This window comes from Streptomyces sp. NPDC058653, from assembly GCF_042716895.1.
Taxonomy (GTDB): Bacteria; Actinomycetota; Actinomycetes; order Streptomycetales; family Streptomycetaceae; genus Streptomyces.
In genome coordinates this window covers 133,298-156,647 of sequence record NZ_JBHXRM010000004.1, presented here as the reverse complement: position 1 = coordinate 156,647, position 23,350 = coordinate 133,298, and the positions used below count along the sequence as shown (strand labels likewise).

Genomic DNA, 23,350 nt, shown 5'->3' with positions numbered 1-23,350 from the left:
GCGGCCATCAGGCCGTTCGCCTCCGAGGTTCACGCATCCCAACAGGCCACGTCCCTGGGCACGTTCACCCGTACGCGTCTGTGCACGCGAGTCCGCACGCCGACAGACCACCAACGCCCGTGCCCCGAACGCCCTTTCTTCACGGCGGGTCCGTGCATCAAAGGGCCCGCGTCCCCAGGCGCAGCCCCGCGTCGCGGGGAAGCACTCCGGGATGCCGGTGTCCGACGGCTGCCCCTGGGGACCACTGACCACTCCCGCATGGTCCGGTGACAAGTGGGGGCTCACCGCGTGTACGCCGGTACCACCGCCGAGAGGCGAGGTCCGCCCGGATGGGCGTTGCTCATGCTGGCTGTATGGCGGCGCTCCGCAGGCGCTGAGCCAGTTTGACCAGTGAGCGTTCCTGCAGGCGCCCGTTGTGCGCGACGCGTACGTCGCCGCGGGCGGCGTCGATGATGGCGAGCTGGCTCCGTAGAGCGGTGTCCAGATCATCGGCGAACAGCGGACGTTCGGCGCCGTGCCGTGGGAAAAGGGCCTCGCCGAAGGCGTCCCCGGCCAGGACGGTGCCGGTGGGCAGCTGCACGCTCGCCGAGCCGGGGGTGTGGCCGGGGGTCCAGAAGGACCGGCCGATGCCGCCGTACTGGGTGAGGTCCTCATCGTCGTCGAGTTCGAGGTCAGGGGTGACCGGTGCCTTCAACCCACGCATGACATTGGCGGCCAGCATCCGGCCGAGGGGCCGGCGCGGGATCACGTGCAGTTGGCCACCGGCGCGCAGCGCGGCGGAATCGGCATGATGGATGGCCACGCGGGCGCCGGTGGCCGCGCGCAGGGCATCGGCAGCGCCGACGTGGTCGTAGTGGAAGTGCGTCAGCACGATCAGCTGAAGCTTGGCGCGGGTCTCGGTGAGCTTGGCGAGCACCTTCGGCGCGAGGGTCGGGGTGGCGGCGTCCACGAGCATCGCCGTGCCGTCGTCGATGACGAGGTAGGCGGTGGAGATGCCGTCCTTGATCGGGTGGATGTCCATGCGAGAAGCCTCCAAGGGTGTTGTTGTCAGTGCTTGTTGGCGTCACTCCGCCGGGACGCCGGCGCGCCGCTGGACCTCACGCAGCGCCATCGCGCCGGTCTCCTGTACGCGCAAGGTCGACAGTTTGGCGAATGCTTGGGTGAGCGAGTCAGTTCGAGATGACCGAGGCGGAGGACAACGGCACTGCACAGAGGGGGAGTCGGCGACCAGAAGCAGCGGCGCGGACATCACTGGCGCAGGCCAAAAGGGGGTTCCCGGGGCGGTTTGAACGGTACGGGCTACGAGGTGATGAACGTGCTGCGGAATGCCCGGCCCTTTGGCCGGCCGTCTCGGCACGATCTCCGCCGACCCCCCGTACGGTCGCCAGCCGGGGCCCGCTGAGGATGTGCAATCTCGGCAAGTCAGTTGGGCTCGCGAAGCCTTGCGATCGAGCTGATGAGCTCCACTTCGGCTTGGGCAAGGTCCGGCCATGGGAACTCGTAGCCGTTGCGCAACAGAACAAAGCCGTGCATGGCTGCCCACAATTGCGTTGCGGTGGACAGGACGTCTTTCACGCCGGAGGATCCGTCGGCGATGCAGAGCCGGACGCCGTCCATGAGGTAGGCGAACGGCCCGGCGTCAGGGTTGCGGTTGTCAGGCTCGTCCGCGGGGGCCGGGCGGGGTTCCGCCCCACGAAGGAGCCGGTTGCGCTGGAAGAGCAGTCCGTACAGATTCGGGTTGTTGACCCCGAACGCCATGTAGGCGCGGCAGCCGGCGATGAGCTGGTCCCGAGGCGTCTCGATTCCTTGTTTCGCATCCGAGATGAAGCGGCCCAGCTGGGCGAAGGTCTCGACGGTGACGGCCTGCACGATCTCGTCCGGGCCGGAGAAATGCAGGTAGATCGACTGCGGTGCGATGCCGATCCGCCGCGCCAGCCCGCGCAGGGTCACCGAACTCGCGTAGCCGTCCTCGATGAGGATCTCCCGGGCGGCCGTCACGATGTCGTCGCGCAGTGCGTGCCCCGCACCTCGGGCGTTTCGCCGTCTGCTCCCGGCAGCGTCTTTGCTCACGGCCGTAACTTTACGCCGCCGCCGGTTCGGTGCGAACGCGTGTCAGCCGAGAGGGTCCGGGACCTCGTCGGCGGTGGCCGCGGCGCCCAGCAGGGCAGTGTCGTCGCCGCGTAGCGGTTGACCGTGGCCGAAGCAGACGGTGTCGACATCGATGTCGGCGAAGCGACGGAAAGATTCACGGGCCAGCGGGCGGTCGTGGTTGAACGGCCCGAGTATGACCTGGCCCTGGTGCTCGGTGGCGATGTCACCGGTGAACAGGACGGCCTCGTTCGGGAAGTGCAACGCGATGCTGCCGTCGGTATGGCCGGGAGTCGACAGGACGCGGGCGCCGATCGCGTCGAGGATCTCGTCGTCGTCGAGCTCGCGGTCGACACGGGAAGGTGCGGCGTCGGGGATGGTGCCGGCGATGTGGACGTAGAACTCCTCCTCGTTGTGGGTGAGGGAGGGAATCGAGCCGTCGATGTCCCCGCGGATGATCGGGGCATCGCCGCGGTGCGCCCAGATGCGAACATTCGGCCAGGTAGCCAGTTCAGCAGCCGAACCGGCGTGGTCGGGATGCCAGTGCGTCAGTACGACGTGGGTCAACGACTCCCGGTCCAGGCCCCAACCGCGCAACGCCTCGGTGATGGCCTCGCCTTGGCCGGCGATTCCGGTGTCGACCAGCACCGCGTCCGACCCGCGGCGCAGCAGGTAGGCCTGCCCAGGTCCCTTGTCGAGCACCATGCGCAGGTCAGGACGTAGATCAACGATGTTCACAGCAGTCTCCCTTGATCAAACCGGATGGATCCCACCTGCGGGTAGCCGTGAGCGCCAGTAACCTCACGGCCTTCACCTCATGGGTGTGATGTTATGGGTGTGATCTTGGCTTGGCAATACCTCGACGGGCGTCCGGCGACGACGGAACCCTGCGCGCTCGCCGAGGAGTTCGGCCGCGCATGGGAGAGACCCGGGGCACCCCGCCTGGACAGGACTTCGGGGATGCGGCTCTGCGACGACGTTGAGGTTGCGTCAAGCCGCGCCCACGGCGGGGGCGGAGCCGGTACGCAACTGGAAGGCGTCTTCGGCGAACGGCACGTTTCGGACGAGGTGCCGGACTTCAATCAACCGGCGAGCTCGGTGGGTGAGGCCTGTTCCGCACTGAGGCAGGCGACCGCGTAGACCGCCTTGACGCTGATCTTGACGGTCTTGCGATCCGTGCGGCGGCGTTTGAGCTGGATGGCTTGGCGGTGTAGTTCCGCATGCTCGCCCGCCATCCTCGCTGTCGGCGTTCGACGGACCCAGGGTGATCTCACCGACCACCAAGGCGCGTTGCAGCGGATCAGGCGGGGGCACCTGCTGGAGGCTGCGGCTCACCCCGGGGGCGGGTGAGCCGCGGCCTGAGTACGATCCGGACCATCACGGCCCTCAAGGAGTACGCCGCCTACCCGATCCAGTCATCGACCGGGGCGAAGCACCAGTCATCGAAAGCCAGTCCCCTGGACCTGAACGCAGATCACCCCAGGAAGGTGCTCAGCCCCTCCACTCCCCAATCCCGTCCCAGGCGACCTCGACATTCCGCAGAATGGACTGCCGCGTTCCGGACTGCTCCATGCAGAAGGCTTCGGCACTATGAAGCACTCTGACCATCAGGGAACGCCCACCTTCCTCGTTCAAGCGTTCCCCGATAGCTCGAACTTCCTCTCTTGTCGTCGACAAGGCCAGGTGGCCGAGCGAGGCGAGCCTCTCTGCACATTTCTCCTGCTCCAGGGAGAGCGTCTGGGTCGCGGCCGCGAGCCTTTCGAACCTCCCTTCGACCGCTTCCGCATAAGCTTGAGCGATACGCCGTTCGCGCCATTTCCTGAACACTGGGTTTCCCAACTTCCAAGTCGAACAGAGCAAGAGAGGCTTGCGCCTATTCGCAAATCACGGGCGCCTCTGCAAGGAGATCCACTCCGGATCCCCAACCCTTTTACATCATAGGCAGGTTGGTCGACCGTGAGGCCGGAACGTTCCCGCTCCAGCCGGCCCGGGATCACCCCGGATAAGGCCAGGGAATACTCGCGGAGCTGGTCACGGACAAGCGGGATCGGCGATGGCGCGTCGGCGGATACTGTTCAGTCGCCCGCGGTGTCCTCGGCCTCCCAGCGAAGCAGGTCGCCCGGCTGGCAATTGAGCACCTCGCAGAGCGCGGCGAGCGTCGCAAAGCGCACCGCCTTGGCGCGGCCGTTCTTGAGTACCGCCAGGTTCGCGGGCGTGATCCCTACGCGGTCCGCGAGTTCGCCCACGGACATCTTCCGCTTGGCCAGCATCACGTCGATGTCGACAGTGATCGGCATCAGATCACCTCGTCCAACTCGGCCTGCATCTGGGCCGCTTCGACGTCACGGGCGACGGCTTGGGCGAGCAGCATTCGCAGCACGAGCACGATGAGCGCCACTCCCAGGATGGCCACGCCAATCCCGCCCATAATGAGGGTGACGCCGGGGTCTTCCCGTTGGCCGGGCGCATTCAGGGCCGTGACCGCGAACCACACAAGTGCGGCCGCGACGATCGCGCCCATGATGAGGTCCACGTACCGGAAGGCGGCGTCGGAGAACACGGTTCCGTGTCGCACCATCGTCACCAGTCGCCATACACAGACCAGGGCCACCTGGGCTGTTCCGATCCCCAGGATCGTGATCACGCGCAGCGGGGTGAGCGGGAGCGACCCGTCCTCCGGGTCGCTCCCGCTCACCAGGGCCCACACCATCAATGCCTGTACGGACACGGTGCCGGTGAGCACCACCACGAGCACGGCGCGCAGCGCGCGCACTGCCAGCTTTCCCATGACCGATCCTTCCATCGAGTTACGATGGAAATCTATCGAATCTCGATAGGTGGAGCAAGGGGTGGGTAGTCACCGCCGTCCGCATCGTCCGCCGACCACGCTGGTGGTGAGTGCTACCTCGGCTGTACCGTTCGGCCAACGCCCGCCCGGCAGAGGTCCGTTGCCGTGGCCGAGATCCGAGCGAAGCGTCACTGGGGGAACGCGGAGCATGGACAGACTGCTGCATCATGAACTCAGAGGCGCGTTCGCGGCGCTTGCGGCCACCGCCGTCGTCGTTCCGGTGGTCCTGGCCGTCCGTGAGCCCCCAGGACCCGGGGCGGCAGCCCTGGCCGCTACGGCGTGCGCTTTTGCCCTTCTGCGGACCGTGCCGGGTTTCCTGCGCGTTCTTCCCTGGCTGACTGACGTACGTATGTACGACGAGGCCCTCCCTCTGCCCGAGCCCCTGCCCGCCCTTCCGGCCACGCGGCTGCGGAAGCAGAGTCCGTTCAACGGGTTGATGTTCCTCATCCTTCTGGTCCCGAGCCTGGTCCTCGCCCTGGTGTGGCATCCCCTCATCGGGTTCATGCCCTTGCTGCCGGCCACTGACTGGCTCGGTCGCGCAGCGCTCATCGCCGACTGGGAGCGCCGCAACGGCCGGATCCTGTGGCGGGGACGGAACGCCGACGAACCCTGGGCACTCTCGACGAGTCCCCGCCTGCCCCACGCCAACGGTCGGCAGGATGGTCTTTGACGGGTTGACCCCTTCACTCACCTGCCGAATCCGACGGCCGCAGGTTGCCAACGGCCAGGTCAGAGCAGGTTCGCGGAACGGGAGCCGGGGTGTCGTAGCGGAAACGTGTAACGATCACGGAACCGCTTCCTGAGTTTGGTGGTCTGCGGATGTCGAGAACGGGGCGCCAGCTCCGTCCCAGGGGCATCAGCGGCCACCACCGGGCGGCCGCACAAGGGAGAAGGAGAGAACGGCATGGCCATTCAGCGTATGGACAACGTCGGCATCGTCGTCGAGGACCTCGATGCCGCCATCGCGTTCTTCGTGGAACTCGGCATGGAGCTTGAAGGCAGGGCCGAGGTCAGCGGCCCCGTCGCCGACCAGTGCACCGGACTCGACGGCGTCCACTGTGACATCGCCATGGTCCGCACCCCCGACGGAAACAGCCGGCTCGAACTCGCGAAGTACCGTACCCCCGCCGCGGTCGGCACCAAGCCACGCGACCTCCCCCACAACATTCTGGGCACCCACCGCGTCATGTTCGCTGTCGACGACATCAAGGACACCGTCGCGCGCCTTCGCCCCTACGGCGCCGAACTCCTCGGCGAGATCGCCCAGTTCGAGGAGAGCTATCTGCTCTGCTACCTCCGTGGGCCCGACGGCATCATCATCGGACTCGCCGAAGAACTGCACTGACCCACCCCACAAGGCCAGGTCGCGCGCCGCAGGCGTGCTGCCGCCGCCGGACCCGGCAGGCGGATGCACGCCGGGCGGCGAGAGGGCGATGAGTTTTCCCGGGTCGTAGAGTCTCAGCACCGTTGTCTACACCACAGGAGGAACACATGGCTCAGCTGCTGAGAGTCCAGAACTTCGGAATCTCACGCGACGGATTCGGCGCCGGTGAGGACCAGAGCATGGAGCGGCCCTTCGGCCACACCGACCCCGGGGCACTCCTCGGCTGGGCCATCGACACGGCGAGCTTCAATTATCGCTCGGACGGTGGCGGTAGCCGGGGCCTCGACGACTACTTCACCCGCGACTACGCCCGCAACATCGGCGCCGAGATCATGGGTCGCAACAAGTTCGGGCCCCAGCGCGGGCCCTGGCAGGACCATGAGTGGCGCGGCTGGTGGGGTGACGAGCCCCCGTTCCACACACCGGTTTTCGTCATGACCCACCACGAGCGGCCGTCGTTCACGCTGTCCGACACCACGTTCCACTTCGTCGACGCGGACCCCGCCACGGTCCTCGAACAGGCACGGGAGGCGGCGGAGGGCAAGGACGTGCGACTCGGTGGCGGGGCCACCGTCATCCGGGAGTTCCTCGACGCCGACCTTGTCGACACCCTGCATGTCGCGGTCGCACCCGTGGAGCTCGGATCGGGGGTACGGCTCTGGGATTCCCCCGACGAGCTGCTGGACCGGTTCCAGCTGGAGGTCGTGCCCAGTCCGAGCGGCGTGACCCATCACCTGTTCTGGCGTAAGTGACACCAGAGCCAGGGGGATGTCGGCATGCGGCCGATGACCAGTGCCCTTCTGCAGCCGTCAGCAGCAGGTGACCGTACGTTCCGCCAGGGAGACTAATCGTCTTATATCGCTGGTGTGTTGTCGCTGGTCCCCCAGCGCCCTTGCCTATCGTGGCGTCCGCCATGCAGGGCCCAGCTTCGGCGCCCGTCCTGCTCTTCTCCCGACGATGGAAGGAGTGAGCGTGGACGCTCGCTTCGGTATGAGGCGGAAAGTGGCGCTTGGGGTCACGGCGCTGGTCGCGGCCGTCGCCTCGGCCGTCCCCGGATCGGCGTCCGCCGTCACCGGCGGAGCCTGGGGAGGCTCGGACCACTGGGGGGTCATCACCCGCAACACCATCGGCTCTCCCGTCGCCTCCCTGCGGAACGGCCCGTTCGGCTCGTTCGGCGTACAGGGCCCCTCCGCGAGACCCCCCTACGGACGGGGCAGTCTCGGAATCGAGGTGGCCGACAGGTCGACCTCCCTCACCCCGCCCAGTGAGCAGGTCAGCTTCGGCAACGAGGTCGACTTCTACGGCGATCGGGTACTGGCGCTGACGAAGGTCGGCTTCCATGTCTTCCAGACCGGCGAGAACGTCTCGTACGGCGGCACGGAGAACATGCCGAACATCAGGTTCGAGATCAACCCGAAGCTCACCGGAGCCCCGGCCACCACCTACTCCTCGATGGTGTGGAACCCGCCTCCCTCCCCCGTGGTGAATCGCTGGAGCCCCTATCTGGACGCCACCACGACCGGCACCTGGTATCTCACGGGCAACGCGGGGACCGTCACCAACTGCCGGCTGAGCGATCTGTGCACCTTCCAGGAGCTCAAGACCGCGCTCAACGACGGCGGCGCGCAGCCGGTCATCTACACCGCTGCCGTGGGCAAGGGTCGCGACTACATGTGGATCGGCGCCGTCGACGGCCTCCGGATCAACCGGACGGTCTACGACTTCGAAGCCGACGGCGTCCGAGCCCGACACGCCCGCTGAACGTCGGCCCGCGCAATAGCCTCCCCCTGCACCCGCACCGTGGTGCAGGGGGCACGCCGATGGGTTCAGCCGATGGGTGACACCAGGTCCCGGCAGTCGTCCTCGTCCGGGTACACGGTGGTGCTTGTCTCAGCGCTCCAGGGCGATCAGTCCGTCTCGCGAGCCGATGACGAGCAAGCCGTCCATCGTCAGGAGCGCGTTGATCGGAGCGCCGACAGGGAGCGCGTGCACAAGCCCGCCCGTCTCCGGCTCCCAGAGGCGAAGCACCCCGTCGTGGCCACCGGTCGCCACGAGCGGCCGGCCCTCCGGCGTGAGGCATCCCGCGATCGCGAGCCGTTCTCTGCCGAAGTACATCGGCCCCATGCGTCATCCCCCGGTGTTGGGCAACACACCTTAGCCAACGTCCACTTGGAAGTGTGCCGATCGACCACTGTGGGTTGCTTTCCGGACTGGCTGTACCTCGTACGGGTGGGGTGCGCCGCGCGCGTGGGGTCGGTCGGCGTGGGGTGGGGTGGGGGTCGTTCGTGGCCGGCGCGCGTCTCGAAGTGGCGCCGACCGACTCGTGGGCGCCGGTGGGGGTTCGCCGGATCCTGTCGGTGCCCGGCGAGGGGGGCAACTGGCCCAACGCACGGCTCCGCGAATGGCCCAGTCGTCCGGGCCGCTCCATGATTACGGTCGGAGGGGAAACAGTACGGCGCCCGCAGACCCGGCCGCCCCCATGGATCACCGAGGAACCTCATGCGAGCCATCACTGTCCAGGACCGCGACGCCGGTGTCGGCGGACTGACTCTCACCGATCTGGCCCATCCGCACGCCGCCGAGAACGACGTGATCGTACGCGTCCACGCCGCCGGGTTCACCCCGGGCGAGCTGACCTGGCCCGGCACCTGGACCGACCGCGCGGGTCGTGACCGTACGCCGAGCGTGCCGGGGCACGAGTTGTCCGGCGTCGTGACCGAACTGGGCTACGGCACCACCGGGCTGACCGTCGGCCAGCGGGTGTTCGGCCTGGCCGACTGGAGCCGCGACGGCGCGCTGGCCGAGTACACGGCGGTCGAGGCCCGCAATCTGGCTCCGCTGCCGGCCGATGTCGACCATGTCACGGCCGCCGCCCTGCCGGTCTCCGGGCTCACCGCCTGGCAGGCCCTCTTCGACCACGGCCGCCTCACCACGGGCCAGACCGTGCTGGTGCACGGGGCCGCGGGGGGCGTCGGTTCCCTCGCCGTGCAGCTCGCCCGGGAGGTCGGCGCGAGGGTGATCGGCACCGGGCGGGCCGCGGACCGGGAGACGGTCATCGGCCTGGGTGCGGACGTCTTCGTCGACCTCCAGGCCGAGCGCTTGGAGGACATCGGCGAGGTCGACCTGGTCTTCGACGTGATCGGCGGTGACATCCTCGAGCGCTCAGCGGCGCTGGTCCGGGCCGGAGGCACGCTGGTCACCATCGCGGAGCCGGTCACCGTGCGGCCTGCGGACGGACGGGCCGTCTTCTTCGTCGTCACCGCCGACCGGGCCCAGCTCGTGGAGCTGGCGGCGCGGCTGCGGGACGGGCGGCTCAAGCCGGTCATCGGCTCGGTACGCCCACTCGCCGAGACCGCCGACGCGTTCGCGCCGCGGAAGCGTGTCCACGGCAAGACGATCATCCGCGTCGGCGAGGACTGAGGAAGCCGCCAGGGTGCCCCGAGGCTGCGCCGGCGTGCGCTCCGGGGGTGCCGGTGCACTGGGCTGCTCGGCCGAGGCCGGGCAAGGTGTGCCGTTGGTCCGGCGTCCGGGCCACACCCTGCCCAGGTCCGCACGGGTCGGAGTCGAACCGTGAGATCGCGAGGTCCAGTCGTTGCCGGTCGAGCATCTCGAAGCGGTTCGCGATGCGCTTGCGGATCCAGAAGCTCGCAACGCCGGCGCCTCGGGCGAGACCGTCCGCTCACCGGTGGGCCACCACCGAGCAGGGGCACCCCCGGGGGTGCGGGGTCATCGGCGGGCGTGGCGTCCCGAGGTAGCTGGTGGCGGCTCCTCGCGACCGGAGGCGGCCTCGTCCTCGCCGGATGTGCCGGCCCCGGACGGCGAGAGACGTCCCGAGCCGAGGACGCCCCTGGCGCGCAACTGCTGTATCGACTCCAGTCCGGCCGGCCGGTAGAGCCCACCGGTCTCCAGATCCGCCTCGGCCGCGCGAACCCGGCGGGCCGACCCCGGGGGCAACTGGGGTACGGCGGGGACCTGTTGCTGGGGGCCTTGGCCTAGTGGCCGGCGCGGGACCGTCATAACCAAGATCGTACGGCCAACGCCTCACTCACCAACTCGCTGGCCACAGCACGGACTTCCGCGTGACGAGCTGGATCAGCCGGGCGCGTCCGAGCAGTCCTCCGTGGCCGCGGTTCCGGCGAACGCCCTGGAGAGGTGTTCACCGATCATCCGGATCGCGGCCTCGGCGGTCTCGACCGGCTTGGTGTGGGTGAACGCGTGGTCGGCGCCGGGGAATTCATGGTGGGTGACGTCGACACCGGCCGCCGCCAGGTCGCGCGCGAAGTCGTCGGCCTCCCGGCACAGCGTGTCGTGCTCGCCGGTCAGAACGAGCGTCGGCGGCAGTTCGCCCCGGCGCGGGTGGAGGGCGGGAGAGGCGAGGGGGGAACTGAGGTCGGTGTCGGCGAAATAGGTGCGACGCATCAGCGACATCATCGAAGGGGAGACCATGGGGCGCTTCCTGACCGAGACGCGTGTCGCGTCCTCGCGTGTCAGGTCGAGGACCGGGTACTCCGCCGATACAGCGGCCGGACGGTGGTAGTTGTCGTCGATCGCCAACAGGGCGACATTGAGGGCGAGTTTGCCTCCGGCGCTGCCGCCCCCGACGGAGACCGCGTCACGGTCCCAGCCCTGGTGTTCCGCATGCTCACGCACCCAGCGGTACGCGTCGTACGCCTGCTCCTCGGCCACGGGGAACCGGACGCGCGGAGCGGTGTCGTAGTCGGGAAGGACGACGTAGCACCCGACCTCGGAGGCGAGATAGCGGGCGACGTTGTCCTCCTGCTGCGGAAGCCGGACGATGAAGGCGCCCCCGTGGAGGATCAGATGCACGGGCGGGCGGGAGCCGGCCGCCTCGTGCCGGGCGATCCGACGGGCAGGCGGGGCGTACACGAGGGTGCGTATCGGTCCGTGGCGGGTGGGGATCGTTGCGGTCGTCGGTCTCGCGGTCGGTTCGGTGGCGAACCGCAGCCGGGCAGAGGAGAACAGCAGGGGCATGAACACCCTGGACAGCGCCTGCATCCGGCGGGCCTGGAAGGCGGCACGCCGTGTGATTCGGGGGTCGCGTCGTGGCATGTGAGGACCTCGAATTCGGGCCGTGGCCGGTGGGTTCGGGTGATGCGAGGCTGTTTCCGTGGGCAGTTCGACCGGATGGTCGGCGCGTACGGGCACGACGGGGTGTTACGTCCCTGGCGCGGCGGCACCTGGGTGCCAGGGGTGCGGCGGCTCGGTGCTCGATGTGTCCTGGCCGTTCAGGGCCTGGTGGCGGTAGTCACGGGGCGGCAGGCCGAAGGCGGCACGGAAGGTGCGGGAGAAGACCGCCGCGTCGGTGAAGCCGCAGCGGACGGCGATGTGGTGGACCGGGGTGGTGCGGTGGGCGGGGTCGGCCAGCAGCCGGCGGGTGCGCTCCAGACGCTGCTCGCGGATCCACGCCGCCAGGGTGGTGGGGTGGCCCAGGGTGCGGAAGACGCTGTGGAGATGGCGGACGGAGATGTGGTGGGCGGCGGCGATCGTACGCGGACCGAGGTCCGGGTCGTGGAGGCGGTGGCGGACGAAGGCCTGGATCCGCAGCGCGAGGGCGCGGGTGCGGGTCTCCGGCGGGAGTTCGTCCTCGGCGTTCAGGTGGTGGGCGAGGGTCGCGGCGAGCAGATCGACCACGACCGACTCCAGGCGGGGCCCGTCCGACGGGTGGAAGCTGCCCGAGTCCTGCCGCCCCAGTTGAACGAGGGCCCCGGCCAGCAGGGCTCCCGGCCCCTCCGTGCCCGATAATCGCCGGGTCACCATCCGGCGCACCTGGTTGCCGGAGAGTGGCAGGAGTTTGAGGGGCACTTCGAGCCCCACCAGGGTGCTCTCCGCGTTGGTGCAGTCGAACGGGTCCGAGGTGGTGACGACGTAGATCTCCCACGGCCCGTGGAACCCGCTCCCGCCCGCCTGACTGACGCCTGTCCCCCCGCTCAGCGGGAGACTCGGATGGCAGATCTCCGGATCGGACCGCCGTATGAGCCGGGGAGTCCGCCGAAAGCTCATGGGCTTGCACCGTCCCGGCCAGACACTCACCTCACCCAGCCCGCGCAGGCGCATCTCCGCCTCGAACTGATCGGTCCGCTCGGTCCTCATCTCCATCGGGCTCATCGTGCTGGCCATCCGATCACGCCACAGGTCGAATCTGTCCTCCGGAGCGACATCAGAGGTCCGGAACACCGTCTCGATCACCAAGTCCCCCACGCTCGACGTGACTCTGTCCTGCGGTGAGACGGACGGTGCCGCCAACTCGGTTTCATCGGGGGTGGCTTGTCTTGATGGGCCGGCCACCGAGTCCGATTCCGTTCAGGCCCTGCGCCGGGGGGGCTGAACGACTGGGCGATCCCGGCCGGAAGAGAGCGACGCCATGCGTATGTCTGCCTATTAGGGGATACAAGCACCTGTTACGGATATGTCCGCGTTCTGTAACGTGACCCGTGTCCTCCGGGAGCTGGCCCGGCGGGTGCGCGAGCGTGTGGGGCGCCTCGGCCAGTCGGGCCGGGGATCCTCTCGCACACCGGCGCGGACTCGCCCGGTGCGCACGTACCTTCAGGGGTCTTCATGTCTTCTTCCTCCCCCCGCCGTCTCATCGCGGGCGCCCTGGCCGCCGGTGCCCTGGTGGGCGCCGCCGCCCTGCCGGCGTCCGCCGAGGACGGCCGCCGGGCTCCCGCCCGCTCCACGGTGGTCCTGGGCGACATCCAGTACGACAGCCCCGGCCGCGACAACCGCTCCAACCGCAGCCTGAACGCGGAGTGGGTGGAGGTCACCAACACCGGCCGCAGCACCGTGAACCTGAACGGATGGACGCTGTCCGACCGCGACGGGAACCAGTACACGTTCACCATGCGGCTCTCGGGCCGCTCGACCGTCCGGGTCCACACCGGCGAAGGCCGTGACAACCGCTCCCACGTCTACCAGGGCAGCCGCTACCACATCTGGGCCAACAACTCCGACACCGCGACCCTGCGCGACAGGCGCGACCGCGTCATCGACACCGAGTCCTGGGGCCGCCGCCACTGACACATGAACGAAGACCGCAGCCCCTCCTCGGAGGGGCTGCGGCACGTAGCGGCGGCGGAGCTCAGCGCTCCAGCTTGTCGTTACGGCAGTTCTTCGGCGCGGACACCGGGTTGCAGCGGGCGACGTCGGAACCGGGGAGAGAGACGTAGAAGTCCCGGTCGTAGCGGGCGGACATGCCGGCCGCCGGGAAGTCGGTGGACACGATCTGAGCCCCGCTCCCCAGTGCCAGCTCCCGCATGGTCGTGTCGCGGCTGAGCACGGTGGTCATCGGAACGTCGGAACGGGTCCGTACGATGTACCCCTTCTCGACCAGGTCCGCGATCTCCGCCGCGTTCGCGCCGCTCGGATCGTTGCGCTTCATGAACGCGGCCGAGGGGGTGCCCGGTGCGGAGTCGGTGAACAGCACCCGGCGTTCGAGGTTCGGGTGGCCGGCCAGGTACGAGGTGCGCACCTCGTTGGTGTTGTCCATCGCGAACATCACCTTGCCCGCCGACTGGGCCACGGTGGGCCAGCCGTGCCGCAGGACGGACTGCTCAAGAGTCAGTCCGGGCCGGCGCACGTCGTCAGGCGTGATGAGCTGCTTCCGGCCGAAGACCGAGCGGATCTCCTCCTCGACCGTCCGGAAGGTCGACTCCTCCCAGGGCGGGCTCTCGACGCCGCCGAGGGCTTCGAAGCGGTCTTCGCTGCCCTTGAACTCCATCATCACCAGCAGCGGGACATGGCCGGGGTTGGACTGCGACCAGCCGCGGATCTGGTTCAGGCACTCGGTCAACCGGACGCAGGTGGTGTTGTAGTCGGCGTCGACCATGTGGAAGACCTTCGTGCCGGGCTCTGCCCAGGCCGGGTTCTCGAGCGGCGGAAGGCCGGCGTTCTTGCGTACCAGCGGCCAGCGGTACAGGCCGCCCTTCGGGTCGGGTACGACGTCGAGTTCGACCGAGCGGACCTCCTGCTCGTCCAACTGCTCGACCAGCGGCGCGTGCGAGTAGTACAGGTTCGGGCTCGCGCCGGGGTCCACCTTCAACTGGGCCTGCTGTTCGGCGCCGGAGAGTTCACGGTGGTAGCTGTTGTGGGTGGCCACCACCTGGATCTCGTTGATGCGTGTGCCGCCCGTGTTGGCGGCCGCCTGCGACGAACCGGTCGATGCCGCCTGCGTGGCGAGTGCGGTGAGAGCGGCGCCGACGGCCAGCCAGCGGGGGAGATACATGTGGTTCCTTTTCGGCCGAGGGGTGGTTGGGGACCACGCCCACGGTGGGAAACCCGGGTGGACCGGTTGTTTCGCCCGACGGCCGATCAGCCATCCCGGAAGTGAATCTTGGTCGTTCCGGAAGCCCGCCTTCCCGATGGAAGAGGCATGAGGCGGCCGTGCCGGCGATATCGGCCCACGATCACAGAGTGGCCATCTCCCGCTACTCTCCGCTCTCACGCTCGGGCGGAACCGATCTTCCGAGAGTGATTAAATAGGGAGAAAGCGGCGGATAATTTCGGGTGCGGTTGATCCTGACCCATCGCGGCCCGAAACCCGTTCAACCGCCTTTGCCGAGGGGGCATAGTGGAGCGTGACGTCTCGCCCTTGAGCACCCCGGGGTCCGAGGCGGTGCGTCTCGCGCGCCGCCACCGCGTGATGGCGGCGGCACTACGGCTTCTGCACACCCGCCTGGGGGCCACCACCAGCACGATCTATCTGCCGGTGAGCACGGGGGACCGCCTCTCCGCGGCCATGTCGGTGGACAACTCCGCGGCCTTCACCGTCGTACCGGGGATGGCCACGGACGATCGGCTGTACTCGTCGTCCACCGCGTATCGCACCGGTGAGGCGGTGGTGCTGGACGAGGGGGGCGTCCACGAGCTGGTGCGTGACGATCCGGCGGTCCTGTTCAGGGCCCCGGTCCCCATGGTCGTGGCGTCGGCCCCGCTGAACACCTCCGTCCACCGTCTTGGCGCGGTGACGTTGCGTTGGTCGCCCCCGAGGCCGGTCACCGCCGATGTGCTGCGTTTTCTGAGGGGCGTGGCGGAGGACCTGGCCAGAGAGCTGGACGCCCAGGCGCGGGAAGGGCTGAGCATGGTGGCGCCCGGGGTTCCGCTCTTCGTACCGGAATCGCCCCTCGCCGAACCGCACGGTGAACCGCGGGTGCCGCCGGAGAACCGGGCGGCAGACCTGTCACCGTCACGACCCGGCGGGCCCCCGATCGCGGGCAGCACATTCCTGTATCAGCTGGTGCAGCTCACGTCGGCGCTGACCGCCGCCATACGCCCCCGTGAGGTTCTCTCGGCCTGTTGGGAGCAGATGGCCCGCCCCTTCGGCGCGAGCGCGGTGATGCTGGGTCTGGTCGACAAGGGGCGTCTGCTCGCCATGGGTGGAGCGGGCTTCCCGAGGGGCACCGTCCGCGGGATCCACGGTCTGCAACTCTCGGCACCTCACCCGGCGACCGACTGCATCACGCGCGTCGAGCCGCTCTTCTTCGAGTCGGCGGAGGCCCTGCACGACAGATATCCGGATTTCGCCCCGGAGGACGATCAGCGGGCCTGGGCGTTCTTGCCGCTGATCGTCAACAAGGAGGCCATGGGATGCGGGGTGCTCGGTTTTCCGGCACCGCTGCACCTCAACTCCCAGGAGCGGGCCTTCCTTCTGATCATGCTGGAGGCCGTCGCGCAGGCGCTGGTACGCGCCCGGTCGCACGACCTGGAACACCGGCTGGCGCAGGGCCTGCAGCAGGGGCTGCTGCCCCGGAGCCTGCCGCATCTGGCCGAGGTGGAGATCGCAGCTCGTTATCTCCCCACCACCGGCGGCGCGGTCGGCGGCGACTGGTACGACGTGCTCTCCCTGCCCCAGGGGGGTCTCGGATTCGTCATCGGGGATGTTGAGGGGCGCGGCCTGGAGGCGGCGGCGGTCATGGGGCAGCTGCGCAGCGCGGTGCGCGCGTACGCCTCCGAAGGGCATGACCCCGCCAGCCTGCTCACGCGCAGCAATCGCCTCCTCACCGAGCTGGACACCGGCCTCTTCGCCACCTGCTGCTGTCTGTGGCTGGACCTGGACACCGGGAGCAGCGAGATCGCCAGCGCGGGCCACCCACTGCCCCTGCTCGCTCCCCAGGGCGACTCCGCGACCGAACCGGCCACATCCGTCGGCCCGCCGCTGGGTGTCGAGCCCGGCGCGATGTACGAGCAGACGGAGGTCGAACTGCCTCCCGGGGGCATCGCCGCCCTCTACAGCAACGGCCTGCCCGATGACCGGTCCGGCGGCTCCCCCGCCGTCGACTGGGTGTCCCGGCGCGTGACCGAGAGCTTCGGGCAGAACCTCGACCTCGTCGCCGAACGCCTCACCGGTTCTCCCGGGATCGAAGCGCCGCGTGACGACGACGCCGCGCTGCTGCTCCTGCGCTACCGGGGGGCGCGCCCCACAACTCACCGGCGTGTGGCGCGTGTTCGGCTGGAACGGCACGAGCTGCAAGGACTTCGGCGTGTCCGTGACGCTCTGCGCGGTCTGGCGGGAGAGTGGAACCTCGGGCTGATTCTCGACCGGTTGGAGTTGCTCACCACCGAAGTGGTGACCAACGCGCTGATCCACGCGGACAGTGAGGTGGATGTCCGGCTGCGGGAGTGCCCGGGAGGCGTCCGCGTCGAAGTACGCGACAGCGACCCTCGCCCGCCGGTGCCCGTGACGATTCTCAGCACCGACGAGTCGGAGAACCGGCAGGCCGAGTCCGGACGCGGACTCCTCATCGTCGACGCCGTCGCCTCCGCCTGGGGCAGCGCACCGGTCGGCCGGGGCAAGATGACCTGGTTCGAACTCGGCGTCGGTACGTAGGTCGTGTGACCCACCCGGATCACTTCTGGCAGGTGGGGTCTTCGGCAGGAAGGTCTCCCGACGTCAGATAGGCGTTCACCTCGGCGTCCACGCAGGCGTTGCCGTACTCCCCGTACATGCCGTGACCGATCGCCCCGCGCACGGTCAGGAGGCGGGAGCCGGTCAGGAGGCGGTGCATGGCCCGGCTGCCCCGGTAGGTGGTCGCCGTGTCGCCGGTGGCGGAGACGATCAGGGCCGGCGCGTCGTTGGAGACCGTGGTCGGCGGTTCGGCCGGCGGGGCGGGCCAGAAGGCGCAGGGGTCGATGTTGTTCGTGACCGGACCGAAGAGCGGGTGCTGTCGGCGGCTGCGCTGAATGTCGCGCCAGTAGACCTCGGTGTCTCCCGGGGCGGCACGGTCCGCGCAGATGATCGCGGCGGCCGGGCTGACGTCCTTCGAGCTCGCGCTGTCGAGGACGAATCGCAGGGAGCCCTCCAGTTGCGGGGTCGGCTCGACGGGAATCCCCCGTGCCGCCCTCTCCAACACCCGTACGGTGGAGGCGAACACGGCCCGCGCGTCTTCGTGGTCGCTGCCGACGCCGAGGTAGATCAGGTACGGGACCACATGCTCGTCGATCCGGTGGGAGCCGACGGACAGGGGCCGGTCCGACGACGCCTCGACGATCCGCCGCACCGTGGCGAGCACCGCCTCGCGGGTGGGTCCCAGACCATGGACACGGTGTCGCGCCGCGGCCCAGGACGCCCAGGCGTTCAGCGCGCGCTCCGCGGCGGGCTCGGTGCCTCGCAGCAGACGGGGTCCGGTCCGGCGCGGATCACCGGCGCTGTCGAGCACCACCCGGTCGGTCCGGTCCGGGAACATCCGCGTGTAGACGGCGCCGAGGTAGGAGCCGTAGGAGTATCCGAGGTAGGACACCCGGCGTTCACCGAGCGCGGCGCGGACGATGTCCATGTCGCGGGCGGTGTTACGGGTGGAGACATGGGGCAGCAGGTCGCCGTGGCGGCGTACGCACCGTTCGGCCAGATCCTTCTGGAAGGCGACCTGGCGGTCGAAACCGGCGCGGTCCCGTCCCGCCGCGCGGAGCCAGATTCCGGCGGGCCAGCCGCAGTCGAGCGGTGTGCTGCGTCCGACGAACCGCGGATCCATCCCTACCAGGTCGTAGCGGGCACCTGTCCCGCCCATGTACGCGCGGGTCTCCAGCGGCATACCGAGTGTCGGCTCACCGGGGCCGCCGTGGTTGAGCATCAGGGTGCCGATGCTGTGTGCGGGGTCGCTCGCCCGGAGCCGCGACACGGCGAGTGTGATCGTCCGGCCGGTCGGCCGCCGGTAGTCCAGCGGAACGGTGACCTCGGTGCACCGGGCGCCGTTGCGGTCGAGCTCCGCGCCCACTTCGTCGTCGGGGCCCTGTCCGCAGTCGGTCCAGGTGAGGGGCTGGTTGTAGTACGAGGCGAGGCCCGGGACGGAGTCCCGCGCGGCAAGCGCCTCGCTGCCTGTGCCGGCGCCCGTCGCGGTGCCCGCGGCGGTGCCGGAGACCACCGTGATCAGTGCCGCGGCGGGTGCGCCCAATCGCCGTACCAGAGCTGATCGTTGACTCCTGGACCGCGTACGAGGCTGCCTCTCGGTCTGCTGCTTGGTCTGCTTCTCGGTCTTTTTCGTCGTCATGACGGCGAAGTTAGGCTCGGCGCGCCACACGCGGGAATGGTGCCCGCTGCCTGCCGGCACTACAGCCCGCTGTAGTGCCCCACCGATCAGCCTGCCGGATACTGAGGGCCCGACTCGCGGACGGAGGTGAGGACATGGGCGAAAGATGGGGTCAACGCCCGCGCGGCGTCGGCTACTTGTTCGGCGGCCTGGCGACCGCCGTCGCAACTGTCCTGGCACTGCCGCTGCTTGTCCTGCCGTCTCCGGCACGCGCCTGGGCCGACCGGCACCGGCGCCGTGCCACGCTGCTGCTTGATGTCGCGGTCCCGGATCGCGACGCCCCGCCCGCCGCAGGCCCTCGCGGCTGGTGGCACCGCGTTCGTACGGACCCGGACGCGCGCCGCGACCTGTGGTGGCTGCTGGTGCATGTGGTCACGGCCCTGCCGTCCGGCGTGGCCGCCGTGGTCTGCCTGGGCAACGTGGTCACCGGTATCTGGGCCATGACGTTGTGGTGGGCGCTGCCGGCGGAGGCTGTGCCGAAGCTTCTCGGCGACATCACCGTGGACGGCTGGGGGACGGCGCTTCTCGCCGCCCCCGCGCAGACCGGCCTGCTGATCGCGGTGTCGTGGTGGGGCCTTCCGCTCCTGGCACGCACACACGCCCGCCTCTGCCTGGCCGTTCTGTCTCCTTCCACCAGCCGTCAACTCACCCGGCGGGTCGAGGTGTTGACCCGTACGCGGACCGAGGCCCTGGACGCGCACGCGGCGGAGCTGCGCAGGATAGAGCGTGATCTGCACGACGGCGTACAGGCCCGGCTGGTGGCCGTCGCGATGCGGCTGGGGGTCGCCGGCGAGTCGCTCGCGGATGCCCCCGAGGACGTACGCGAGCTGGTTCGGCAGGCACATGAGGGGGTCGAGGAGGCGATGAGGGAGCTGCGTCATGTGATCCGCACCGCTTATCCGCCGATTCTGGCCGACCGCGGTCTGGGCGGGGCGCTGACGGCGTTGGCCGCCGACTGCGGCGTACCCGCCCGGATCCGCTTCGGTGAGGTGGGCACGGTCCCGGCGGCCGTGGAGGCGGTCGCCTATTTCGTCGTCGCGGAAGCGCTCAGCAACGCGGCGAAGCACGGCCGTGCCCCAGGGGCCGAGGTACGGGTCGGGCGGACCGGCACCGGGCTGTCGGTGCGGATCACGGACGACGGGATCGGTGGCGCGGACGAGGGGCGCGGCACCGGAATCGCCGGGATCCGCCGCCGCGTTCTGGCCCTGGACGGCAGCGTCCTGGTCAGCAGCCCGCCCGGCGGCCCGACCACGATCGCCGTGGAGGTGCCGTGCGGGTCGTGATCGCCGAGGACAACGTGCTGCTCTCCAGCGGCCTGGAACTGCTCCTGGCCGCGCGGGGCTTCCGGATCGCCGCGATCGCCACCGACGGCCCGGGGTTCCTGGCCGCCGTCGACAGGCACCGGCCCGAAGTGACGATCGTCGACGTGCGGCTGCCGCCGACTTTCAAGGACGAGGGGATACGGGCCGCCCTCCGGGCCCGCGCCGACCGTCCCGGCCTGCCGGTGCTGGTGCTGTCGCAGTACGTGGAGCGGGAGTACGCGCGGGAGCTGCTCTCCGACGGGAACGGCGGTATCGGCTATCTGCTCAAGGACAGGGTGGGGAGGGTCGCGGAGTTCACCGGGGCGCTGCGCCGCGTCGCCGCCGGCGGCACCGCCATGGACCCCGAGGTCATCGCCCAGCTTCTTCTCGGCCGCGACCGTGATCCGCTCGGTGCCCTCACTCCTCGTGAACACCAGGTGCTCGCGCTCATGGCCGAGGGCCATGACAACGCCGCCGTCGCCGACCGGCTGGCCATCACCCTGAACGCCGTGCACAAGCACATCGGCGCGATCTTCGCCAAGCTCGGCCTGTCGCCCGCCGACAGCGGCCACCGCCGCGTCCAGGCCGTACTCACGTATCTCGACCGCCGGCAGCGTCCCCAGATCCGGTGATGGCGGGAACCGTCGCGGTCGCCGTCGTCGCGGTCATCGCGCTGCTGGCCACCACGCACACGGTGGACGGTCCAACTGCCGCGCCCGGCACGGGTGGCGGCGGCGTCGACGTCGCGACGTCGCGGACCGGAGAGGCATCCGCCTCCGTCAAGGTGACGATCTCCGCGGGCTCCGGCTGCACGTACCCCGACCGGGGTGACCGGACCACGGTGCTGTGCACGACCTACCCTCCCGGTGACCGCGCGTCCGACCTCACCTCGCTGGTCGTCGGCTTGAACGACGGCGACGACCGTCTGACGATGGCCCCGGACAGCCACGCCTACACCCGCATCGACGGCGGTCCGGGCGACGACATTCTTCGCGGTAGCGGTTACGACGTGTTCTGCGGCGGCGCGGGCGCGTACGGCGAGGGATCCGCACGGTGGTCCCGGCGACGAGGTGCTCACGCACTGCGGTGAGTCCTGCCACCAGGACTGAGCGGCCGGTCTGCGGCTGCGCGGCCGTCGACGCCCCGGCCGGGACGACGACGCCATAATCGGACATGTGATCGAATTCGAGACGAAGCACCGCCCTTGGCCGCCAGTCACGCCGGGTGGCGGAACCTCGGGGAGCGGCGCCGGCGAGATCACTGGTGATGCGCGGCGCTCCGCCCTGTTGTTCCATGGACCGAGAAGTCAAGACCGCGCCCGTACATGTGTGCGGCTCGGATTGACAGCCCCGTACCCGTCCCACGTCCTTCGATCCCTGGAGACATCCCGGGGCGCAGCAGGAGATCGACGCCCCCGGGCTGTCGCCACGACTCCGAAACGGCGGCGATCCAGTTGTCTTCTCCACGTTCGGGCGAAGGTTCGTCCCCCGGTCTTCCCGCCGGTGATGTCGCCACGCTCGCGGCCGCTCTGAGCGGCGAGGTGTTCCAACCGGGCGACGCCGGCTACGCGGCCGAGTGCGCCGCCTTCAACCTCTCGCTCACCCAGCGCCCCGCCGTCGTGGTCGGCGCGGCCGGGCCGGCCGATGTACAGGCTGCGGTGCGGTTCGCGACCGATCACGAGCTCCCTGTGGCCGTGCTCGCCACGGGACATCAGGCCATCATGGCGGCTGACGGCGCCCTGCTGATCAACACGCGGAGGATGTCCGGTGCCACCGTGGATCCGGACAGGCGCCGCGCGGTGGTGCAGGCGGGGGTCCAGGCGGGGCAAGCCGTAGAGGCGGCCGGCGCGTTCGGTCTGGCACCCATCGTCGGCTCGTCACCGTCGGTCGGTGTCGTGGGATTCACCCTCGGCGGGGGCCTCAGCCCGACGCTGGGCCGCCCCTTCGGATGGGCCGCCGACCACGTACACGCGATCGAGGTCGTGACGGCGGACGGCCGGCTCAGGCGGGCCACCGCGGAGGAGGAGCCGGACCTGTTCTGGTCCCTGCGCGGCAGCCGGAGCAACATGGGTGTGGTGACCGCGCTGGAGCTGGAGGTCCACGAGGTGACCCGGCTGTACGGCGGGGGGCTCTTCTTCTCGGGCGAGGACACGGCCGCCGTGCTCCACGCCTTCCGGCGTTTTACGCGGACGGTGCCGGAAGAGCTCACCTCCTCCATCGCGTTCCTGCGGCTGCCCGACGCCCCGGCCGTCCCCGAACTGCTGCGCGGCAGGTTTGTCATCCACGTACGAATCGCGTTCCTCGGGCCTTCGCCGGAAGGTGAGCGCCTGGTCACCCCTCTCAGGCAGGCTGCTCCTGTCATGAGCGACACGCTCGGCGAAATGCCTTTCGCGGACTTCGCGTCCATCCACAACGATCCCGCCGACCCGATGTACTTCCGCGAATGGACGGGAATGCTGGCCGAGTTTCCGGACGAGACGGTCGATTCGATCGTGGAACTCGCCGGACCGCGGGCGGACAACCCGGTGGAGTACGTCGAGTTGCGGCATCTCGGGGGTGCTTTCGGGCGGCAGATCGGGCCGCCGAGCGCCGTGAGCAACCGCGACGCGGAGTTCGCCCTCTGGATGATGTCGATGGGGCCGCCCTCCGAGGGCGACCCGCAGGCCGCCTACGCGCAGAGATTCCTGGCGACGGATCAGCCGTGGACCACGGGCCACGCCTATCTCAACTTCAGCTCGTTCGGCACCGATCCGGAGCGAGTGCGTCAGGCGTACCCACCTGAGGTGTACGAGCGGCTCCGCCGGGTGAAAACCATGTACGACCCGAGCAATGTGTTCCGTATCAATCACAACATTCCGCCCCTGGGCGAGGCGTGAGCAGAGGAGAGGCAATGGTCACCGTCGAACTGACGCGCCTCCGGGTGGACGCGGACAAGAACGAGCTGCTGCTGTCGACGCGCTCGGCGATGCTCGCGGACTTCCGCGCGGACAGGAAGGGATTCCTCGATGCCCGGTTGGTCCGGCTGCCGGACAACGAATGGCTGGACATCATCACCTGGGAGACGCCGGAGGACTTCGCCGAGTCGCGGGACAAGGGCCCGAACAGGCCCGGGATCGCCGATTTCTTCTCGGCGATCGCCGAAGTGATCAGCGCGGAGGAAGGCACGCTCGAACAGGGCGGTCCCGAGTAACACC

At 69.5% G+C, this 23,350-nt stretch carries 23 protein-coding genes; 12 read left to right on the top strand and 11 right to left on the bottom strand.

What is annotated here, in order from left to right:
- Positions 1 to 340 precede the first annotated feature (340 nt).
- The 6 genes from ACFWU9_RS05490 to ACFWU9_RS05465 all read right to left on the bottom strand — a co-directional run bounded on the left by ACFWU9_RS05490 (position 341) and on the right by ACFWU9_RS05465 (position 4,876).
- Positions 341 to 1,021 (bottom strand): MBL fold metallo-hydrolase, encoded by a 681-nt coding sequence (locus tag ACFWU9_RS05490; protein WP_384315060.1) that lies wholly within the window; start codon positions 1,019 to 1,021, stop codon positions 341 to 343.
- 401 nt (positions 1,022 to 1,422) lie between these two features.
- The gene (locus tag ACFWU9_RS05485; protein ID WP_384315059.1) at positions 1,423 to 2,070 is read right to left on the bottom strand and encodes a TetR/AcrR family transcriptional regulator; all 648 of its coding nucleotides are present in this window, start codon (positions 2,068 to 2,070) and stop codon (positions 1,423 to 1,425) included.
- Between the two features lie 42 nt (positions 2,071 to 2,112).
- Positions 2,113 to 2,826, bottom strand: a complete 714-nt coding sequence (locus tag ACFWU9_RS05480) for an MBL fold metallo-hydrolase (RefSeq protein WP_384315058.1) — start codon at positions 2,824 to 2,826, stop codon at positions 2,113 to 2,115.
- A 344-nt stretch (positions 2,827 to 3,170) separates the two neighbouring features.
- A complete protein-coding gene (locus tag ACFWU9_RS05475) occupies positions 3,171 to 3,323 on the bottom strand; it encodes a hypothetical protein (protein WP_384315057.1) in 153 nt (50 codons plus the stop codon).
- An 840-nt stretch (positions 3,324 to 4,163) separates the two neighbouring features.
- Entirely contained in the window at positions 4,164 to 4,385 is a 222-nt protein-coding gene (locus ACFWU9_RS05470) for a helix-turn-helix domain-containing protein (RefSeq protein ID WP_384315056.1), read from the bottom strand.
- Positions 4,385 to 4,876 (bottom strand): DUF2975 domain-containing protein, encoded by a 492-nt coding sequence (locus ACFWU9_RS05465; RefSeq protein WP_384315055.1) that lies wholly within the window; start codon positions 4,874 to 4,876, stop codon positions 4,385 to 4,387. Before ACFWU9_RS05465 ends, ACFWU9_RS05470 begins: the two co-directional genes overlap by 1 nt.
- 208 nt (positions 4,877 to 5,084) lie before the next feature.
- Here ACFWU9_RS05465 and ACFWU9_RS05460 point away from each other — a divergent pair, with 208 nt between their 5' ends.
- The 4 genes from ACFWU9_RS05460 (at position 5,085) to ACFWU9_RS05445 (ending at position 8,081) form a co-directional block, all read left to right on the top strand.
- On the top strand, positions 5,085 to 5,606 hold the full coding sequence (locus ACFWU9_RS05460; RefSeq protein ID WP_384315054.1) for a hypothetical protein: 522 nt from the start codon (positions 5,085 to 5,087) through the stop codon (positions 5,604 to 5,606).
- Between the two features lie 234 nt (positions 5,607 to 5,840).
- The gene (locus ACFWU9_RS05455) at positions 5,841 to 6,281 is read left to right on the top strand and encodes a VOC family protein (protein WP_384315053.1); all 441 of its coding nucleotides are present in this window, start codon (positions 5,841 to 5,843) and stop codon (positions 6,279 to 6,281) included.
- Positions 6,282 to 6,427: 146 nt separating this feature from the next.
- Positions 6,428 to 7,072: a dihydrofolate reductase family protein gene (locus tag ACFWU9_RS05450; RefSeq protein ID WP_384315052.1), complete on the top strand. Its 645-nt coding sequence runs from the start codon at positions 6,428 to 6,430 to the stop codon at positions 7,070 to 7,072.
- A gap of 220 nt (positions 7,073 to 7,292) precedes the next feature.
- Positions 7,293 to 8,081 (top strand): hypothetical protein, encoded by a 789-nt coding sequence (locus ACFWU9_RS05445; RefSeq protein ID WP_384315051.1) that lies wholly within the window; start codon positions 7,293 to 7,295, stop codon positions 8,079 to 8,081.
- Between the two features lie 129 nt (positions 8,082 to 8,210).
- On the opposite strand, the gene ACFWU9_RS05440 is transcribed toward ACFWU9_RS05445, so the two are convergent.
- Positions 8,211 to 8,444, bottom strand: coding sequence for a hypothetical protein (locus ACFWU9_RS05440; protein ID WP_384315050.1), 234 nt, complete (start codon positions 8,442 to 8,444; stop codon positions 8,211 to 8,213).
- 375 nt (positions 8,445 to 8,819) lie between these two features.
- On the opposite strand from ACFWU9_RS05440, the gene ACFWU9_RS05435 reads away from it, so the two are divergent.
- On the top strand, positions 8,820 to 9,740 hold the full coding sequence (locus ACFWU9_RS05435) for an NADP-dependent oxidoreductase (protein ID WP_384315049.1): 921 nt from the start codon (positions 8,820 to 8,822) through the stop codon (positions 9,738 to 9,740).
- A 672-nt stretch (positions 9,741 to 10,412) separates the two neighbouring features.
- Here the strand turns inward: ACFWU9_RS05435 and ACFWU9_RS05430 are convergent.
- Together ACFWU9_RS05430 and ACFWU9_RS05425 are read right to left on the bottom strand one after the other, a co-directional pair.
- Positions 10,413 to 11,390 (bottom strand): alpha/beta hydrolase, encoded by a 978-nt coding sequence (locus tag ACFWU9_RS05430; protein ID WP_384315048.1) that lies wholly within the window; start codon positions 11,388 to 11,390, stop codon positions 10,413 to 10,415.
- Positions 11,391 to 11,495: 105 nt separating this feature from the next.
- A complete protein-coding gene (locus ACFWU9_RS05425) occupies positions 11,496 to 12,437 on the bottom strand; it encodes a helix-turn-helix domain-containing protein (RefSeq protein WP_384315047.1) in 942 nt (313 codons plus the stop codon).
- Positions 12,438 to 12,896: 459 nt separating this feature from the next.
- Between ACFWU9_RS05425 and ACFWU9_RS05420 the strand changes: the two genes are divergently transcribed.
- The gene (locus ACFWU9_RS05420; protein WP_384315046.1) at positions 12,897 to 13,355 is read left to right on the top strand and encodes a lamin tail domain-containing protein; all 459 of its coding nucleotides are present in this window, start codon (positions 12,897 to 12,899) and stop codon (positions 13,353 to 13,355) included.
- 61 nt (positions 13,356 to 13,416) lie between these two features.
- Here ACFWU9_RS05420 and ACFWU9_RS05415 read toward each other — a convergent pair whose 3' ends face one another.
- Positions 13,417 to 14,559 carry a phosphatidylinositol-specific phospholipase C1-like protein gene (locus ACFWU9_RS05415; protein ID WP_384315045.1) on the bottom strand — a complete coding sequence of 381 codons (1,143 nt, stop codon included), beginning with the start codon at positions 14,557 to 14,559 and terminating at the stop codon, positions 13,417 to 13,419.
- 366 nt (positions 14,560 to 14,925) lie between these two features.
- On the opposite strand from ACFWU9_RS05415, the gene ACFWU9_RS05410 reads away from it, so the two are divergent.
- A complete protein-coding gene (locus tag ACFWU9_RS05410; protein WP_384315044.1) occupies positions 14,926 to 17,160 on the top strand; it encodes a SpoIIE family protein phosphatase in 2,235 nt (744 codons plus the stop codon).
- Positions 17,161 to 17,179: 19 nt separating this feature from the next.
- Here the strand turns inward: ACFWU9_RS05410 and ACFWU9_RS05405 are convergent, their stop codons facing one another.
- The gene (locus tag ACFWU9_RS05405; protein ID WP_384315043.1) at positions 17,180 to 18,817 is read right to left on the bottom strand and encodes an alpha/beta hydrolase; all 1,638 of its coding nucleotides are present in this window, start codon (positions 18,815 to 18,817) and stop codon (positions 17,180 to 17,182) included.
- Positions 18,818 to 18,951: 134 nt separating this feature from the next.
- On the opposite strand from ACFWU9_RS05405, the gene ACFWU9_RS05400 reads away from it, so the two are divergent.
- From ACFWU9_RS05400 to ACFWU9_RS05380, 5 genes are all read left to right on the top strand, one after another.
- Positions 18,952 to 20,139: a sensor histidine kinase gene (locus ACFWU9_RS05400; protein WP_384315042.1), complete on the top strand. Its 1,188-nt coding sequence runs from the start codon at positions 18,952 to 18,954 to the stop codon at positions 20,137 to 20,139.
- A complete protein-coding gene (locus ACFWU9_RS05395; RefSeq protein ID WP_384315041.1) occupies positions 20,127 to 20,789 on the top strand; it encodes a response regulator in 663 nt (220 codons plus the stop codon). The genes ACFWU9_RS05400 and ACFWU9_RS05395 overlap by 13 nt, the downstream gene beginning before the upstream one ends.
- Positions 20,789 to 21,247: a hypothetical protein gene (locus ACFWU9_RS05390; protein WP_384315040.1), complete on the top strand. Its 459-nt coding sequence runs from the start codon at positions 20,789 to 20,791 to the stop codon at positions 21,245 to 21,247. The genes ACFWU9_RS05395 and ACFWU9_RS05390 overlap by 1 nt, the downstream gene beginning before the upstream one ends.
- A 363-nt stretch (positions 21,248 to 21,610) precedes the next feature.
- The gene (locus ACFWU9_RS05385) at positions 21,611 to 23,032 is read left to right on the top strand and encodes an FAD-binding oxidoreductase (RefSeq protein ID WP_384315039.1); all 1,422 of its coding nucleotides are present in this window, start codon (positions 21,611 to 21,613) and stop codon (positions 23,030 to 23,032) included.
- Between the two features lie 14 nt (positions 23,033 to 23,046).
- A complete protein-coding gene (locus tag ACFWU9_RS05380) occupies positions 23,047 to 23,346 on the top strand; it encodes a hypothetical protein (RefSeq protein WP_384315038.1) in 300 nt (99 codons plus the stop codon).
- The last annotated feature ends 4 nt before the right edge of the window (positions 23,347 to 23,350 follow it).

Excerpts from the sequence above, each read along its gene's own strand:
- ACFWU9_RS05490 (WP_384315060.1), bottom strand. The coding sequence starts at position 1,021 with ATGGACATCCACCCGATCAAGGACGGCATCTCCACCGCCTACCTCGTC.
- ACFWU9_RS05475 (WP_384315057.1), bottom strand. The coding sequence starts at position 3,323 with ATGGCGGGCGAGCATGCGGAACTACACCGCCAAGCCATCCAGCTCAAA.
- ACFWU9_RS05470 (WP_384315056.1), bottom strand. The coding sequence starts at position 4,385 with ATGCCGATCACTGTCGACATCGACGTGATGCTGGCCAAGCGGAAGATG.
- ACFWU9_RS05465 (WP_384315055.1), bottom strand. The coding sequence starts at position 4,876 with ATGGGAAAGCTGGCAGTGCGCGCGCTGCGCGCCGTGCTCGTGGTGGTG.
- ACFWU9_RS05460 (WP_384315054.1), top strand. The coding sequence starts at position 5,085 with ATGGACAGACTGCTGCATCATGAACTCAGAGGCGCGTTCGCGGCGCTT.
- ACFWU9_RS05455 (WP_384315053.1), top strand. The coding sequence starts at position 5,841 with ATGGCCATTCAGCGTATGGACAACGTCGGCATCGTCGTCGAGGACCTC.
- ACFWU9_RS05450 (WP_384315052.1), top strand. The coding sequence starts at position 6,428 with ATGGCTCAGCTGCTGAGAGTCCAGAACTTCGGAATCTCACGCGACGGA.
- ACFWU9_RS05440 (WP_384315050.1), bottom strand. The coding sequence starts at position 8,444 with ATGGGGCCGATGTACTTCGGCAGAGAACGGCTCGCGATCGCGGGATGC.
- ACFWU9_RS05435 (WP_384315049.1), top strand. The coding sequence starts at position 8,820 with ATGCGAGCCATCACTGTCCAGGACCGCGACGCCGGTGTCGGCGGACTG.
- ACFWU9_RS05430 (WP_384315048.1), bottom strand. The coding sequence starts at position 11,390 with ATGCCACGACGCGACCCCCGAATCACACGGCGTGCCGCCTTCCAGGCC.
- ACFWU9_RS05425 (WP_384315047.1), bottom strand. The coding sequence starts at position 12,437 with ATGGAGATGAGGACCGAGCGGACCGATCAGTTCGAGGCGGAGATGCGC.
- ACFWU9_RS05420 (WP_384315046.1), top strand. The coding sequence starts at position 12,897 with ATGTCTTCTTCCTCCCCCCGCCGTCTCATCGCGGGCGCCCTGGCCGCC.
- ACFWU9_RS05415 (WP_384315045.1), bottom strand. The coding sequence starts at position 14,559 with ATGTATCTCCCCCGCTGGCTGGCCGTCGGCGCCGCTCTCACCGCACTC.
- ACFWU9_RS05405 (WP_384315043.1), bottom strand. The coding sequence starts at position 18,817 with ATGACGACGAAAAAGACCGAGAAGCAGACCAAGCAGCAGACCGAGAGG.
- ACFWU9_RS05400 (WP_384315042.1), top strand. The coding sequence starts at position 18,952 with ATGGGCGAAAGATGGGGTCAACGCCCGCGCGGCGTCGGCTACTTGTTC.
- ACFWU9_RS05390 (WP_384315040.1), top strand. The coding sequence starts at position 20,789 with ATGGCGGGAACCGTCGCGGTCGCCGTCGTCGCGGTCATCGCGCTGCTG.
- ACFWU9_RS05380 (WP_384315038.1), top strand. The coding sequence starts at position 23,047 with ATGGTCACCGTCGAACTGACGCGCCTCCGGGTGGACGCGGACAAGAAC.